Annotated in this window: 11 protein-coding genes; 10 read left to right on the plus strand and 1 reads right to left on the minus strand. The window is 51.2% G+C overall.

The features are described from left to right. The first annotated feature begins 8 nt into the window (after positions 1 to 8). Positions 9 to 470, plus strand: a complete 462-nt coding sequence (locus tag QQ977_RS01055; RefSeq protein ID WP_285927017.1) for a hypothetical protein — start codon at positions 9 to 11, stop codon at positions 468 to 470. A 101-nt stretch (positions 471 to 571) separates the two neighbouring features. Here QQ977_RS01055 and QQ977_RS01060 read toward each other — a convergent pair whose 3' ends face one another. Further along, positions 572 to 1,060 carry a hypothetical protein gene (locus tag QQ977_RS01060; RefSeq protein ID WP_285927018.1) on the minus strand — a complete coding sequence of 163 codons (489 nt, stop codon included), beginning with the start codon at positions 1,058 to 1,060 and terminating at the stop codon, positions 572 to 574. A 273-nt stretch (positions 1,061 to 1,333) separates the two neighbouring features. On the opposite strand from QQ977_RS01060, the gene QQ977_RS01065 reads away from it, so the two are divergent. The 9 genes from QQ977_RS01065 (at position 1,334) to QQ977_RS01105 (ending at position 15,200) form a co-directional block, all read left to right on the plus strand. Next, positions 1,334 to 2,095, plus strand: a complete 762-nt coding sequence (locus QQ977_RS01065) for a DUF429 domain-containing protein (RefSeq protein ID WP_285927019.1) — start codon at positions 1,334 to 1,336, stop codon at positions 2,093 to 2,095. Positions 2,096 to 2,166: 71 nt separating this feature from the next. Then, complete coding sequence (locus QQ977_RS01070) at positions 2,167 to 2,814, plus strand: BrxE family protein (protein ID WP_285927020.1); 648 nt, start codon at positions 2,167 to 2,169, stop codon at positions 2,812 to 2,814. 9 nt (positions 2,815 to 2,823) lie between these two features. Further along, a complete protein-coding gene (locus QQ977_RS01075; RefSeq protein WP_285927021.1) occupies positions 2,824 to 3,636 on the plus strand; it encodes a BrxA family protein in 813 nt (270 codons plus the stop codon). Continuing rightward, complete coding sequence (locus tag QQ977_RS01080) at positions 3,626 to 4,195, plus strand: BREX protein BrxB domain-containing protein (RefSeq protein WP_285927022.1); 570 nt, start codon at positions 3,626 to 3,628, stop codon at positions 4,193 to 4,195. Before QQ977_RS01075 ends, QQ977_RS01080 begins: the two co-directional genes overlap by 11 nt. Beyond that, positions 4,188 to 7,832: a BREX system P-loop protein BrxC gene (gene brxC, locus QQ977_RS01085; protein WP_285927023.1), complete on the plus strand. Its 3,645-nt coding sequence runs from the start codon at positions 4,188 to 4,190 to the stop codon at positions 7,830 to 7,832. Before QQ977_RS01080 ends, brxC begins: the two co-directional genes overlap by 8 nt. A gap of 243 nt (positions 7,833 to 8,075) precedes the next feature. Beyond that, complete coding sequence (locus QQ977_RS01090; RefSeq protein WP_285927024.1) at positions 8,076 to 8,489, plus strand: MarR family transcriptional regulator; 414 nt, start codon at positions 8,076 to 8,078, stop codon at positions 8,487 to 8,489. A gap of 248 nt (positions 8,490 to 8,737) precedes the next feature. Then, positions 8,738 to 12,457, plus strand: coding sequence for a BREX-1 system adenine-specific DNA-methyltransferase PglX (pglX, locus tag QQ977_RS01095; RefSeq protein WP_285927025.1), 3,720 nt, complete (start codon positions 8,738 to 8,740; stop codon positions 12,455 to 12,457). Positions 12,458 to 12,526: 69 nt separating this feature from the next. Next, the gene (locus tag QQ977_RS01100; protein WP_285927026.1) at positions 12,527 to 12,718 is read left to right on the plus strand and encodes a hypothetical protein; all 192 of its coding nucleotides are present in this window, start codon (positions 12,527 to 12,529) and stop codon (positions 12,716 to 12,718) included. Beyond that, entirely contained in the window at positions 12,708 to 15,200 is a 2,493-nt protein-coding gene (locus QQ977_RS01105; RefSeq protein ID WP_285927028.1) for an AAA family ATPase, read from the plus strand. The genes QQ977_RS01100 and QQ977_RS01105 overlap by 11 nt, the downstream gene beginning before the upstream one ends. Positions 15,201 to 15,241: the final 41 nt, after the last annotated feature.

Genomic DNA, 15,241 nt, shown 5'->3' on the forward strand with positions numbered 1-15,241 from the left:
AGCAACCGATGTCAGACAACCAAAACTCCAAGCAGCCGAACTGTGTGGACAGGGAAACAGAAGCAGATATTCTACCGCCAGAGGCACACGACCTCATCGAAGTGGACCAAGAGCTAATCTGGGAGATTAACGACTCTGCCGCGTACAGGGTTACGAGAGAATGTAGCCGAGATGGATGTCAGGGACAATATCGCTCAGTCAATATCGTCGGGCAGAAAATCACAACAGTACAGGATTTCAAAGTCATAGCTTACCAAATATACGAATCCTACTACGACAATCCACGCAACATCCCCTACCCTGTCCTACAGTTTCTAGTCGATATTCCGGATTCGGATAACAGCACACGAGAAGGTATCGCAACTGACCTCAGTAACGCTGCTCAGCTCGGCTGCGACGATGCTGATATGAGCCGACAGAAGCGGACAAAACAAGAACTGTTCGATGCTGTACTGCCTGACGGCCTCTAACGGCAGACTATCCGTAGACGTGAAAATTACGAGGGACTCCTCAATCGCTGGGTGGCTACTCGTCGTCGCGGTCATCTCCCGCCCAAAACACCGCGTGGGGATTATTCGCGGCGCTTTGCCCACCACACGACCAGTTTTGGTGGGGGATACATAAGACGGAATACCGCTCGCTTGAGCTGCCCGCTATCCGATTGGTTACGCTTCTCCTTGATACACTTTTGATACTGTGGAATACCGATTCTGGAGACTGCAAACAACTCTGCACTTCCTTCATCAAACCACGAGACAGCTATTAGCGGGGTTAGGACAAGTAGCATCAAGAAAACAATAACAACGACGGCTACGGCTGCGGTTGTGAGATCTGGTGCTTGGGCCAATAACACCAGCAGTGACACGGCTAACGCGGGCAAGCTGAAGACGGCAACACCCATCAACGCGAACCGCAGGACGAATACAATCACGCTAAAAATAACGTGGAACTGGCTATGTCCCACTTCATGCAGAAAAATATAGTCGTTCACATCATCGGAACGGTCCCGCAATATCGATTCATTCAAAAATATTGTTCCAAACAGATTCTGCCCTGCCATTGGCCACCGGTCAGAATCGACCCATATCACTTGACGCTGAAAATCACTACATTCGTAGATCTCACGACGGGCTGATCCGCCAAGCACCCACCGAGCATAGAATGACGCTACTCCCATTCTCCCTACCTGTTCAATTTGTACGACATCACTATCAGCCTACTGGGAGATACATTTTCATTCGACGAATCTTCGAATCATCTGTTCACCGACGCTATCCCGACCGTGTGTAGCAGTCGAATAGATTAACACGACTACTGGATGATAGAACGACCCATGAGCGCATTACTCGGTGTCGACTGGGCTGGTGGCCGCTGGCTCTGTCTCGAAGACCGGCCAAGCCATACTGCTCCACGTCCAGAGACGTACGATTCAATCATAGAACTATGGGAAGCTTACGACGACGGCCAGGAGATCGACCGACTCTGTATTGACATCCCAATCGGGTTACCGACCGGCCCACACGAACGCGCCGTCGACAAGCAATGCCGATCGCACCTCGACCGTTCTTCAACTGTCTTCCGCGTCCCCGTCCGTGAAGCACTCGACGCCGAGACATCCAGAGAAGCAAACAAGCAAAGTCGCGCGGCCACGCGAACCGAAGACACCGACGGCGTCGGAGTCCAACCACCTGCGTACGCGATTCGGCAGCAGATCCTCGAAGTGAACGACTTCATCGATCAGTGTTCTCAGAATACTTCTGACGTGATCTACGAGGTGCACCCAGAGCTGTGCTTCACCGCACTACTCGAATCCCCAACCCAGTACGGAAAGAAGACCGCCCACGGTGTCGCTGAACGGATCGAAGCCCTCGATACCATCGCCGATAACGCAGCGGTACTCGTTGGTGAGACACTTCGTGCAGTCAAAGACAATACCGATGGGGACTCCGAAATCGGAGTCGATGACGTGCTTGATGCGCTAGCAGCTATGCATACCGCGGCAGCACCGGATGACGAATTCCAGCAACTCGTCGGTGGTGTCGACGCTACGCCACCGCAGCGAATGGCCTACCGATCATCCTCAGAATTCGTCTGATTTTGATACGATGTACACCCTCGGAAAGTTGAGACGCTGGTTCTAAGCCATTCCCTGATAAGGATGTACATATGGCTGCACACGATCTCGCCGAGGTATTTTCCTCAACACGAGAGAATCTCCGCAAAGTAGGGCTGGAAAACGACTTCTTTCTGGACCTCACTGCATCTCGGCTATTGATAGAACGCGTCGGTGAATCAAACAATCAAGAGTGGTGGGACTCGCGGGTTCTATCCGAAACCGGACGGGCGAGACTTCAAGAAGTAACTCCTAAAACACGGTTACAGTCTCAAATCAACCTCGCAATGAAAGTCGGACGGAAAGCCGAATCCGATGTTCTCCCTGATGACTCAATCTCACTTTTTTCCTTCGGACCACAAATCGAAGCTCAACTCGGGGCTGCCTTCGAAGACCTCAGCGCTCCCGATGAATCTTTGTTGACTGACCTTGAGGAACTCTCCGTCCAATCTCTGGAGATAAATTGGACGGACCCGATTATTGAACAGACTGCCTCAAACATCTCTGTATCTTCTATTTCACTCCCAGAGCCGGAGAGTAATTTCTATCAAATCAGTGAAGAGGGATATGAACAGTCCGAGATAGATACAGAAAAATGGCGTCTACTGGTCACTCTGCTGCGTGGCTACGGCCAAAACACGGAACGACTACGCGTACCGTACTATCCACTCAACTCGAAACTTAAATCGGAAAACGCGTGAGGAGTCCACATGAGCAACGAGCACCTGGAACCTGGAGACGGAGAAAACAACGATCAAGCCACGAGTCTTGACCCAAAAATCGCCCATCACAGTAGCTATATTGACGAAACAAAGCGCATTCTTCAGGCGTATACTGACTGTGAATCGTACGACGAACTGGAGCAGATGGTGGTCGAAGAGAATATCCTGAACAAAAACACGGATGAGTACCGGATGAACATTCTCCGTGAGATCACCCGTAGGCACATCCCAAGTAAAAATGAGTATACTGAAACCCCGTTAATACGGATTCTCTCAAGTGATGTCCGGAGTGATGTAGCCGATTGGTGTCTCTACTATGAATTCGCACAGGACCCATTCATCCGTTTCATCACGATCGAATTCCTCTATCCCGAGTTCGAGCGGGGGACTCTCACCGTCCAAGGCGAAGACATCGTTACGTTCATTCATTCAATCAAAGATGACTATGCTGACCTCTGTGATCGGTCCGACGAAACGATTACTCAAGCCGCATCATCGTATCTCACCGCACTCCGAAATTTTGGCCTGCTAGAAGGGATACAAAAGAAAGAATTTGCGGTCACTTACATCCCAGACGAAACGATCGCTTACGTCGTGTATCGACTCTTCGGGGAAGAGGCTAAATCCGCAGCGGACGTGATCGAACACGAAGACTGGAAGTTATTCCTGATGGATCAATCCGAAGTACAGCGGCGAATCCGCGATATTTCACCACAGTATATTAACTACGAGAAACGCGGATCGACAGAACGATTGAGAATGAAATACGAGACAATGGACAAGTTGATCGATGCTTTCTGACTTTCAGACACGGCTCGAAGAGGTCGAACGACTCGTCCGAGACGATAGAGAGGAAGTCGGGAAGCGAGTGGGGGTTCCGTTCATCGTATTCACGTACGATCCCGCCGACGAAATTGAGGTGGATAAAGAGATTCGGAACCTTATTGGAAAACTGGAGTACCACGATCAAGCGGTCGCCGGACTCGATATGCGTGAACTTGTCTTCAGCGTGCTTGAGGAGCGAGGTATCCTCGAAAACGTACTCGATCTCGAACGGCGGGACCGAGAACAGTTGCTCAGCGGACTGAAATCATCGCTCCTTGATGATGGTGAGATGGGTCAGTTGGCGTCCGCTATTGCAACACAGGCTGAAGACGCGGACACCGTTATCGTGTATCGAATGGGTATCCTGTACCCGTTTGCGAGTGCGTCGACATTGATGGGGCAGTTGGAGACCAACACGCCGGATGACACTCCTATCGTGTTCTGCTATCCTGCGACCGTTGATGACAAGAGTTTAAGATTCCTCGACGAATCTGAAGGAACATACTACCGCGCGAGGGTAATCGGACATGAGTGACAGTACTTCCACCTACCAAATCAACGAGATCTTCTACCGGCCGATCAATCGGAAGATCGACCGGGTTGTCAAAGTCGATAACGATGACCCGAGCGTCGTCAAGAAAGAACTCGAAGAGTACATCCTCACCCCACAGCTCGAACGGCACTTCTCGGACGCCCTAGAGGCGGTCATCGATACGGAACACGCTCAGACAGAGGATGTCGGGATGTGGGTTTCCGGGTTCTTCGGCTCCGGGAAAAGCCACTTCATGAAAATCCTCGGGCACGTTATGGAAAACCGGGCGTTCGGGGATACGCATGCAGCGGAAATGTTTCGGGATCGGATTGAGGGCAACGAGATGCTTGACGGGGCAGTCTCTGCGGTCACGAACAAATTCGAATCCGAGGTGCTGATGTTCCAGATCGGCGCGAAGGCCGACGCATCCGGAAGTGAATCCATCACCGAAATCATTCACCGTGAGTTCAACATTTCCCGCGGCTACGCGTCGATGCCCTGGGTCGCCCAGATGGAACAGGAACTCGAATCACGCGGTGTGTACGACGACTTTGTCACCACCATCGAGGCAAACACTGGAAAGGATTGGACAGAGGCTCGTAAGGATGCGATGTTCGTGCGGTCGGATATGGAGACGGCCTTGGTCGAGGCGACCAACGAATTTGACGACGAAGAAGACGCAGCCCGGGCTATCGACGACGTTCAGGATAACGTTCTGATCAACGCTTCGACCTTGGCGGAAGACATCGTCGAGTACGTTGAACAGCAGGAACGCGAAACGGGGAACAACTGCCGGTACTTCGTCTTCATCGACGAAATTTCACAGTTCATCGGTGATGATGGCCAGCTCCTCTTGGAACTCCAGAGTATCGTCGAGGAGTTCGGACAGAAAGGGAAAGGGAAGGTGTTCCTTGGGGTCACCTCTCAGGAACAGCTCCAGCAACTCATCCCCGGCGTTCTAGAAAAAGAAGCCGAAGAGTCGAAAGTCATCGATCGGTTCCCACATAGATTCGACCTTACGTCCGAAAACCTCGATAAAGTCGTCCGTGACCGCGTTCTCAGCAAGAAAGGCGAGGTACGGGAAGAAATCGGTACTCTGTACGATGAGCACGAAGGGATCCTTTCGGCCAGGTACAAACTCGATGCTGGACAAAGCCTGAAACCCATCACGAGGGAGAACTTCATCGACTGCTATCCCTTCCTTCCGTATCAGCTCGACATTCTCCCGGAGATGTTCAAGGCGCTCGGCAAAGGCTCGGACGATCAACTCGCGGGCAGTGAACGGACGCTGATCGATGTCACACAGAGTGTTCTGAAGGACGAGACTCACCTCTATAACGAAGATCTCGGGGCGCTCGTCACGCTCGATATGATCTTCGATGAGATTAGCAACGACATCCCCAGCAGCGATGTCAAGTCCATCCGAGAAGCCACACCGAAGGACGCTGATACAGAGATCGCCCGCAGAGTCCTCAAGTCACTCTATCTGCTCCAACAGCTCGCCTGGATACCCAACACCGCCGACAACATCGCCACCTCGCTCCAGACGGAGCTCGGCCCCACACAGCAGTTAGAGAGTGAAGTCAAGGGTACGCTTGATTCACTCGTTGAAGCCGGGCTCGTCGGTCGGAGCGAAGAGGGATACCGGTTCCTTCGGGAAACAGAGCGCGAACTGGAAAACGAAATCAAGAGTATCGAAGTCGGTCCTGGTGACATCCGTCGATCTTCGAAACGCTTCCTGAACGACATCCTCAACGAGACATCCCGCGTCAACTACGAGGGGAAAACGTTCCAGTTGAACCTGAGTATCGACGGTGAAGTCGTCGCGTCGAACGGGCACATCGACCTCAAGACTTACTCACCGATCTATCAACGGTACGAAGACCTCGACCCGGACGGCCTGAAGACACAGAGCTTCAGTGAAGATGGGACGCTGTATTGGATCGCCGACGACGAGAAGCAACACAACATCTTCGAAAAGCTGAAATCGATCTACCAGATCAACACCGTCGTCAAAGCAAAGCGTGGTAACGAACTCAGCCAAGAGGAACAGGAAGCCCTCGGGCAAAAGCAGGAAGATCTCCAGCGACTCCGTAACGAGGTCGAACGCGAGTTCAAACGAAGCTTCCAGCGTGGGACGCTCATCTACAATGGCGACGCTGAAGAGTTTGACACGACAAATACCTCGCTTACCTCGCTCGTGTCGCGGAAAGCGGACAACGCCATCCCGAAAGTCTTCCCCAGTTTCAAACACGGGTCAGCAACGGTCAAGGGTCGACACATCGAGCAGATATTCGGTGATCTCCAGGGGTCGTCGAACCCGTCAGTGTTCTCCGAACTCGGCGTCGTCCAGGACGGCGAACTCATCGCAGAGGCTCGCATCTCAGCCGAGGTCGAAGACGACATTCAGCGACGCGAGAAAGCAGGGGAATCTCGTTCAGGGAGCGACCTGATCGACCACTTCGCAGAGCCACCGTACGGATGGAGTCGGGAAGTCGTCCGGTTGGCTGCTGCCGTCCTCTTCCGGAACGGGTCGATCATTCCGACGCATAAGGAGCGGACGTACGAGACGTATTCCGAGGACGGTGCTCAGGAGCTGTTCACGCAGGTCACGAAGTTCAAGTCCACGTCCTTCGACGAGCGCGAGACGGTCGACGTTGAAACGCGAACGGATGCCAAACAACTCCTCGATCGGCTTTTCGACCGGAAGGTCAAATCTACCGATCAGGCCGTCGACGAAGGGGTCAGAGAGGCAGCGAACGAGTGGGTATCAACCACGAGCACACTCCTCTCGCAACTCCAGCGGGTTGACTTCCCGCTGGCAGACGATGTCGAGGACTTCCAGACACGATTACAGAACCTGCTCCAACAACCCACATCAGCCAAGCGCATCAAGCAGTTCGTCGAGTACGAAGACGAACTCGAAGGACTCACGAAAACCGCGAAGGATGTCGCCGAGTTCTGCGGTGAGACGGGCGGCGAGAATCGACTGGAGACCTACGAAACCATCCAGCGATTCATCACGACGGAGTGGGAATCCCTCGTCGACGAAGCGGATAGCCATCCAGGGCTCGTCGACATCAGCGATGAAGCACGTGAGGCGGCTCAGCGTGTTGCAGACACCCTGGACACAGAAGGTGTCATCAGTCAGTGGAACAACGTCAAAACGGATTACCGAACCGCTGCGGAAGCCTTCACGACCACGTACGAAGCTCTGTACGAGGAACGTCACGAGACATACACAGACTCCGTCGAAGCCGTTCGAGCGTATGCTGGTTCCGATGTCGATGAACCCGATCTCGACGCTGCATTGTCGGATCTAACGAAACGGCAAGGTGAGGGTTCGGTTGATCTGAACATCGCTGGCGAGCAGCACATCAATCCATCGCCGTCGCTTCCGCGACTCATCGAGCATATCCAAACAGTTGATGCGTACGAGAACGCTGCGAAGACCGAGATCGACGACCTTGAAGACGATGAGGACGACGGAACGCTTCGAGAAAGCGTACACATCAACTCTATCTTCGGATCCGTGGTCGTTACCGATCCGGACGACATCGACGCCCCCATCTCGGAGCTTCGAGCAGAAATTGAGGATCTGCTCGATCAGGACGGCGATGTCGAGATCCGATTCCGGTAGCACACACATCGACATCTTAAAATTTGCTGACGGAGTCGGGAATAAGTAGACTCTCCGAAACCCACACTCTCAGTCTTACTAAAATCCATCATAGATGTCAAAGATCGTGCGCTGCTCACAGAAGACATATGCAGCATCCTGATCCCGTCCATTCCACTTGTGTCCGACTGGCTCAACCGAATTGCAGACGTGTGAACGGACCAAAACACCTTCAGAGTGCAACTGATTATATTCAGGTACAGTATGCCGGTGCGCATCGAAGACAACGACCCTGAAATCGATCTTCGCCCCGGAACCACAAAATCGGACATCGTCGCGTTTCTATACCGAACTCCTGAGTGGGGATTCTCCCCGGAAGAGATCAAAGAGTTCCTCAACATCCCCCGAGGAACTGCAACGACCGTACTCAAACACCTATACGACGACAACTACATCGGGAAAACTGGTGACGGATACTACCACGCCCTCGACAACCGCGAAGACATCCAGCGATATGTCTCAAATCTCGACCAAGTAGACCGGATGTTCAGACATCACCACGATGCAGACACCGCCCCTGAAAAACCCGAAAAGCAAATAGGTGAAGGCCATACTGACGAGGAACTCGATGCAGAACTCGCCGAACTGGAAGACAACACCGGTGACTTGGCTGAGTAAGCGCTCAACAAGAGTATCCGCTGGGCATACGATCCAGCGGATGTCCACTCTCATCGATCGATTATCGAATTAGGTCACGACACAACATCGCCAGCCACTCACTGGATGAGGATGTCAACGGAGTTGCTCTCCCACAATTATAAGATACGCCGACTGCTTGTCGATGGTATGTCATCGCGGGTGGGAATCACGACACGGCACGCCGCCATCTCACCCGTTTCGCACCGGCGTGCCGTCCTCTAATATCCATGTCAACAACGCACGGTCAACCCGGTCTCTCGTCGGATCAGCGCTCAACCATCCGAAGCACGATCCTCAGTACGCGCCATACGCTCGAAGCTGAACTCCGTAGACAGCTCGAAAAGTACGGCATCTACGAGGACAAGCAGCTTCCGCTGGAGAACCTGACGCACCTCTCCGTCGAGGAGATCGAAACTCGAAGAACGTTGGATGCCGCAATCGAGAGGGAGCTCGAATCCACAGAGGGCGATCTAGAGCGGTCGATCACCAACTACGTCCGCGAAGCGACGAAGACCTACCTCAACCGATACGTCGCGCTGAAAACCATCGAAGTTCGCGGCCTCATCGAGGAAACCATCACCGAACGTCCAGAGTACGGCAACCGGTCGTACATGCACCACACAGTGGCCGAAATAGCCGGCGAGCTAACCAACGCTCCCGACGACGGATTCGGAGCCACGCTCGACCTTGCATACCAAGAGATCGGTGCAGAAATTCGAATGATATTCGAGGAGTCTGAACATACCGCTATTGACCTTGATCCACAGGTACGTGAAGAAATTCTCGACGAACTTGATGCAATCGATAACGAGGCTTGGGAGAGTGACGAGGCTCTAGGTTGGGTGTATCAGTACTTCGGCGAAGAGGAACGCGAGGAGATCGACGAGCGAGTCGACGAAGAGAACTATAAGATTGCAGGGACGGACATCGCCACGAAAACGCAACTGTTCACGCCACGGTACATCGTCGAGTGGATGGTCGATAATTCGCTTGGGCGGTTGTGGCTCGAAATGAATCGTGGACGAACCAGTATTGCCGACGAGGACCATTGCTTCTATCTCGCACCCTTGGAAGAGTCCCTGATTGATCGTGACCCGAAGCCAGTTGAGGAGATCACTGTACTTGATCCCGCGTGCGGTAGCGGGCATATGCTGTTCTATGCTTTCGACGTTCTCTATCAGATGTACTTGGAAGAAGGGGAAGTACCTGAGAAGTACATCCCACGCGAAATCCTTCGGAACAATCTCTACGGTGTCGATATTGATTCAGGAGCGGCACAGATCGCCGCACTATCGCTCTATCTGAAAGCTAAAGATAAATCGCCTGATGTCGAGATCCCGCAGTTGAACATCGTTTCTGCCGATGCTGTGCTGATCAACGGAGAAAGGAAAGAAGAGGTACTCGAACGGACGGGCTCGGAACTGGAGCGGGAAATTTTAGAGCAAATCTGGAATAGCTTCGGTGACATCCGCGAATTGGGTAGTCTGGTTCAGGTCGAAGACCGCATTGACGAGGTTCTCGACGAATATCGAGAAGAGTTCGGAGCAACAGGCCAAGCTCAGTTCACGAGCGGTGGTGGACTAACTTCTCAATCGACCTTCGTTACCGGTGGAGAAGAAGAGTCCTGGGATGAAATAAAATTTCGACTAATGCAGAATGTCCAGGATCTCGCCAGCGCAGCACTCGAACATAATGACCCAATCGAGGAGATGTTTGCGGCTGAAGTAGGAAAAACAGTCGAGCTTCTAGATGTTCTAATAGGACAATACGATACCGTCGTCAGCAACCCACCCTATCTGCAGAGTAAGAAGATGGGCGAGACGCTCAAGGATTACATCAGAGACCACTACGTGGGAAAGTATGACATCTATGGTGCCTTTATCGAGCGCTGTCTTTCATTCTCTTCCGAGGATGGCCACGTTAGTATGGTCACCCCAGAAAATTTTATGTTCCTGTACTATTTCCGAGGATTGCGAAAGAAACTTCTTAATGAGTGCTACTTCATTGAGGCTGCCCACCTCTCCAGATACGGTTTCGAACAGCAGAAAGACGCATACACAATTCCTTTCGTACTCAGAGGATCAGTTCCCTCAGAAGGAGAGCCATCTCGGTTCTATAGAATGACGCACGAACAGGAGCACTACAAGAACTATGAGCGTAAAATTGCAGGATTACGGGAGATCGCTGAAGCGCTTCGTTCTGGCGAAGAACACGACGATGTGTATGCATTCTCTCAAAACAGAATTGATGATATTGGCAGACGCCCATTCCTGTACTGGTTCGGCGAAGAAACGCTCGATCTTTTCTCCGAGCACCCTACGCTAGAAGATACAGCAGAAGTTGTTGTTGGATTACAGACAGGGGATGATGAGACATTTGTTCGAAAGTGGTGGGAGATTCCAAAATCTGAATTAAACAAACGATATAAAAGATTCCAAAAGAGCGGAACTAACTCAGAGTACTACGATTATGCCGAAGACTACGTGGACTGGGGGAACTCAGGACAAGATCTGCGCGACGCAGGTGCAAACCTTCGTAACGAGGGATTCTATTTTGATGAGGGAGTCTCATTCAGAGCCTTTGGGAACTACTTTGTCGGTCGTAAACAACAGGAAGGTTCGATTTTTTCGCACAAGTCCCACGCAGTCTTCTCAGATGACATCTCAGACGAACTCCTCTTAGCAAATCTCAATTCGACTCTCCATAGGTTCATTGGGAACGGACTCAATCCTGGCTTGAGTTTCGAAGTAGGCGACGCAAAGCGATTCCCGGTGAAAACAGATTACGAATATCAGTCTGAGTTAGTGGAGCTGGTTTCTACTGGCATTCAAGAGCGAAAGGAGCTGTCTCAGTTGACGGAGACTAGCGCAGACTTCGATGGCGAGAAACTTACAACGCTACTCGAATCGAATTCAACCGATCTCCAGTATGCGAAAGAGGTTAGCCAGGCTCGAATCCTTACTGTCCATGGGATTTCAGATACTCTCCTCTTCGATGAATATGAGATCTCCCCTGAGACGCAAGAGCAGATGTACGCAAATCTTCCAAAGAACGCCTCGACATATCCTGTGGACCGAAATATCCACGTTGATTATGCAGAATTTTTGAACGAGTATCTGGAAGTAACCGACCTAAATGACGAGCGGATTGATTCAGCAGTGGAAACTCTCCGGTCATTGGACGGTGTTACGCTCCGCGAAGCAGCAGAAGAAACTGAACTCTCCCCATTAACCGTGGCTCAGCTTCGGTACGACTACGACCTCTATACTGACGATGAGAAGACAATGACCGCAGGTCAAGTGGTTTCACTAATTGTGGGGTCGTTGTTTGGCCGTTGGGAATCTATTACCGATATTCACACTCTCGATGACGAGATACTCGCTTTCGACCACTCGGCTACCTCAATCACAAACCGGTTCTCGAAGGCTCTCAACGAATTGTTTCAGGATCCAACGCAGGCAGAACGCACGCTTGAATCAGCTCTGGGAGATCAGCCGGTTAATTGGCTTCGTGAGAGCTTCTTCCAACACCATCATGTCGAAGAGTACAAGCCACGGGGTGAGCGGAGCCCAATCTACTGGCAACTCGAAAGTCCAAACGGTGGGTTCAGTTGCTTCGTATATTACCACGAGATAGACTCGAACACGCTCCCGAAGCTCCGTGGCCAATATCTCGATCCACGGATCGAAAAACTCGAAAACGAACTCGAAACCCTCAACGCTCAGACCAGTGGAGATAACCCGAATAAGGAGCTTCTGAAGAGGCAGGAAGAAGTTCAAAATGATCTTGATGACATTAAGGAATTCCGTGACACGATCGACGAAATGATCGACGATGGTGTTACGGTTGATGTCGAAAAGGGGATCTGGGAAAACATCAAGAAGTGGGATCAGTACGAGGTTTTAGAAACTGGACTTCCGAAATTGAAGTCGAGCTACTCCCGATAACACCCTCTGTTACCGTCGCTAGCGGCAAAGCTTTATTTGGACTTCTTGAGTTTCTCGATTCATAATCATATGGTGGAACCTGGTGCCAGCTCTGACGAAATTCGAGAAGAGATATTCACCTCGTTCACCTCAAAGATTGAACAGAGCGAGATTGACGACGAAATCGCTGAAACAGTACTCGCTGAAGTTTTGGCTGATGACCCACCACACGACTTTTCGGATGAGCTAATAGCACAGGTCGGTGAAGACGATGAAGCTTGAGAAGCTTACTATCGAGAATTTTCGAGGGGTGAGGGGAACGTACACATTCGAGCCAGAAGCGAGTAATGCGATTATCGTCGGACCCAACGGGTCCGGAAAAAGTTCGATTTTAGAGGCGATCAACTACCTGCTTACTAATCAAATTCGCCAATTGGATCGGGACGGGATGAAGAGCGTCAAGAAGCAGGATGTTATCCCGAATATCGATGCAGATGGTGATTGTGTTGTTACGGGAGTCTTCAAAGACGCCGAGAATGATACCCAAGTGTCTGTAAAACGGTCTACCGATTCGACTAATCTCGAACCGCAAAAAGAAGATCTTCCTCAATCTCTCCAAAGAACGATCGATACCGCGCACCAGGGGCAGCACATCCTCACACGGGATGACCTTCTTGACCTCATTATCGCCCAACCCAGCTCTCGGAGAGAGGTACTAAGCGAACTACTTGATCTTCCGGATATTGACGAACGACGCTTAGCATTGCAACGGACTCGAAAGTCGCTGGAAGGCCAGAAAGAAAAGGCGAAAGCAACCCGTCAAACATCGTACGAGCGCTTGCAAGAGCTTACGGAATCGAACGCGTCTGATTCTGCCGAGCTCCGGGCAGACACGATTGAGACGATCAATGATCTCAGAAGTTCGTTTGGTGGTGAGGCTGTGGAAGAGGTTGATCCTGAAACGGTTCGAGAAGGTATTGAATCACCGGCGGAAGCAGTATCTACACAAGCTCTTCAACGGGAACGACCACGGGCTGAATTAGAGCAGTTCTCTGGTTGGTTAGATGACTTCAATACGGATCTCCCTGATCAAATTGACCAATTGGAAGCGTCACTCAGAGAGTACCAGGAAAAAGAGGCTGCTGATATTTCTGCGTCGAAACTCGAATTGCTGGAACAGGGGGAAGAAATAATCACCCAAGAGACGGATGTGTGTCCGCTTTGTGAACAGGACTGGCGAAGCGACCACTCTTTGCTAAAAGATGTACGCCAACGGCGTGAACAACTCCATGAACTCAAGACCCTCGTAGAGAATATCAATCGGCGAGGGGACGAGATCAGGAAGCACTTTGAGAAGGGATCGGATTACTTAGAATATCTGATAAAGGAGTTGGGAAAAGACGAATATCCGGAAGTAGAACAGCTGGTGAGATTTTCCGATGACCTACGAAAATTATCAGATGAATTTTCCGGGAGCTTACTTGATGATGTCGACCACGTCCTGCGTAACCTTCCTGCTGTCGAGTCGGACAGAACAGGCGTTGTAATTGAGCTTGAAGGGGTTCTCAACGCAACTGATTCATTGGAATCACAAGCTGAAAACCTCGATGATCTTAGCGATACTGAACGTCGCTATGAGCGTCTCAAATCAATTGCTGACCAATGGACGGAATTTCAAAGACTGGATGCGGAAGTTGAGCAACTATCCTCTCTAGTATCTGATGCAGAGGCCGCTGAGACAGCGTTTATCGCTGCTCGAAGTGAGGTTATCGGTGAAATTTATGACGACATCACCGATCGAGTTGAGACGTACTATAACTCAATCCACTCCGACGAATCAGATACTTCAACTTCAATCGTCGTCACGGAAACTGGTGCGGACTTGCAAAAGGAGTTCTATGATGCCGGTGAATATCCGCCACATTCCGTATTTAGTGAAGGGCACTTGGACTCTTTGGGGCTTTGCCTTCATCTCGCCCTTGCAGACTACCTTCAGCAGGACGAAAAGTCACTTCTTCTTCTTGATGACGTGGTTATGTCTGTGGACCAAAATCACCGACTCGAAATTGCGCGAATGATTGCAAAGGAGTTCGCAGAGGACTATCAGGTGATTATTACAACCCATGATGAGCTATGGGCCGAGCAATTGTCCAGCCAGGGGGCCTTACATGGGGGACCCCAGATACGGTTACGAGAATGGTCTTTCGATGGTGGTGTAAAAGAGAGCCGCAGCTACATCGATGTCTACGAACAATGGGAGACTGTTGAGGAAGCGATGGACGCGGATGAAATGGAACGGGCCGCCCATGAACTTCGATATGCTACAGAGCGTATGCTCCAGCAGTGTGCAGTATCGTTAGGGGGGAAAGTGGAATACGACCCCCGACTCAGACACACGCTTAGTGATTTCAAGGACTCAGTTTGCAGTCGATTGGACACTCTGACTGGTAGGGCTAAAGATAATCTTGATCCGGACGATGAGATGTTCTCAAAGGCGAACGAATTGGATAATGCCTATGGGTCGATTCTCCATGACGTGGGGAATCAATTGAATAAGGTAAACCGTCGCGTTCACTGGACTCCAGGGCGGTGGTTGACATTGAGTCCGGCGGAATTCGAGGAAGTCTATGAGGCACACAGGAAGGCTTACGAACTCCTGTACTGCGATGAATGCGGTTCGTGTATTCGCTATGAAAAATTCGGCAGAAACTACCATGAGCTTCGGTGTAACTGCCGAGACCACTATGATATTCGATGGAGTTAGCTTGCTGTGAAAGATCGCTGAGTCTGTCCGCCGAAGTCAAA

This window comes from Natrialbaceae archaeon AArc-T1-2 (assembly GCF_030273315.1).
Lineage (GTDB): Archaea > Halobacteriota > Halobacteria > Halobacteriales > Natrialbaceae > Tc-Br11-E2g1.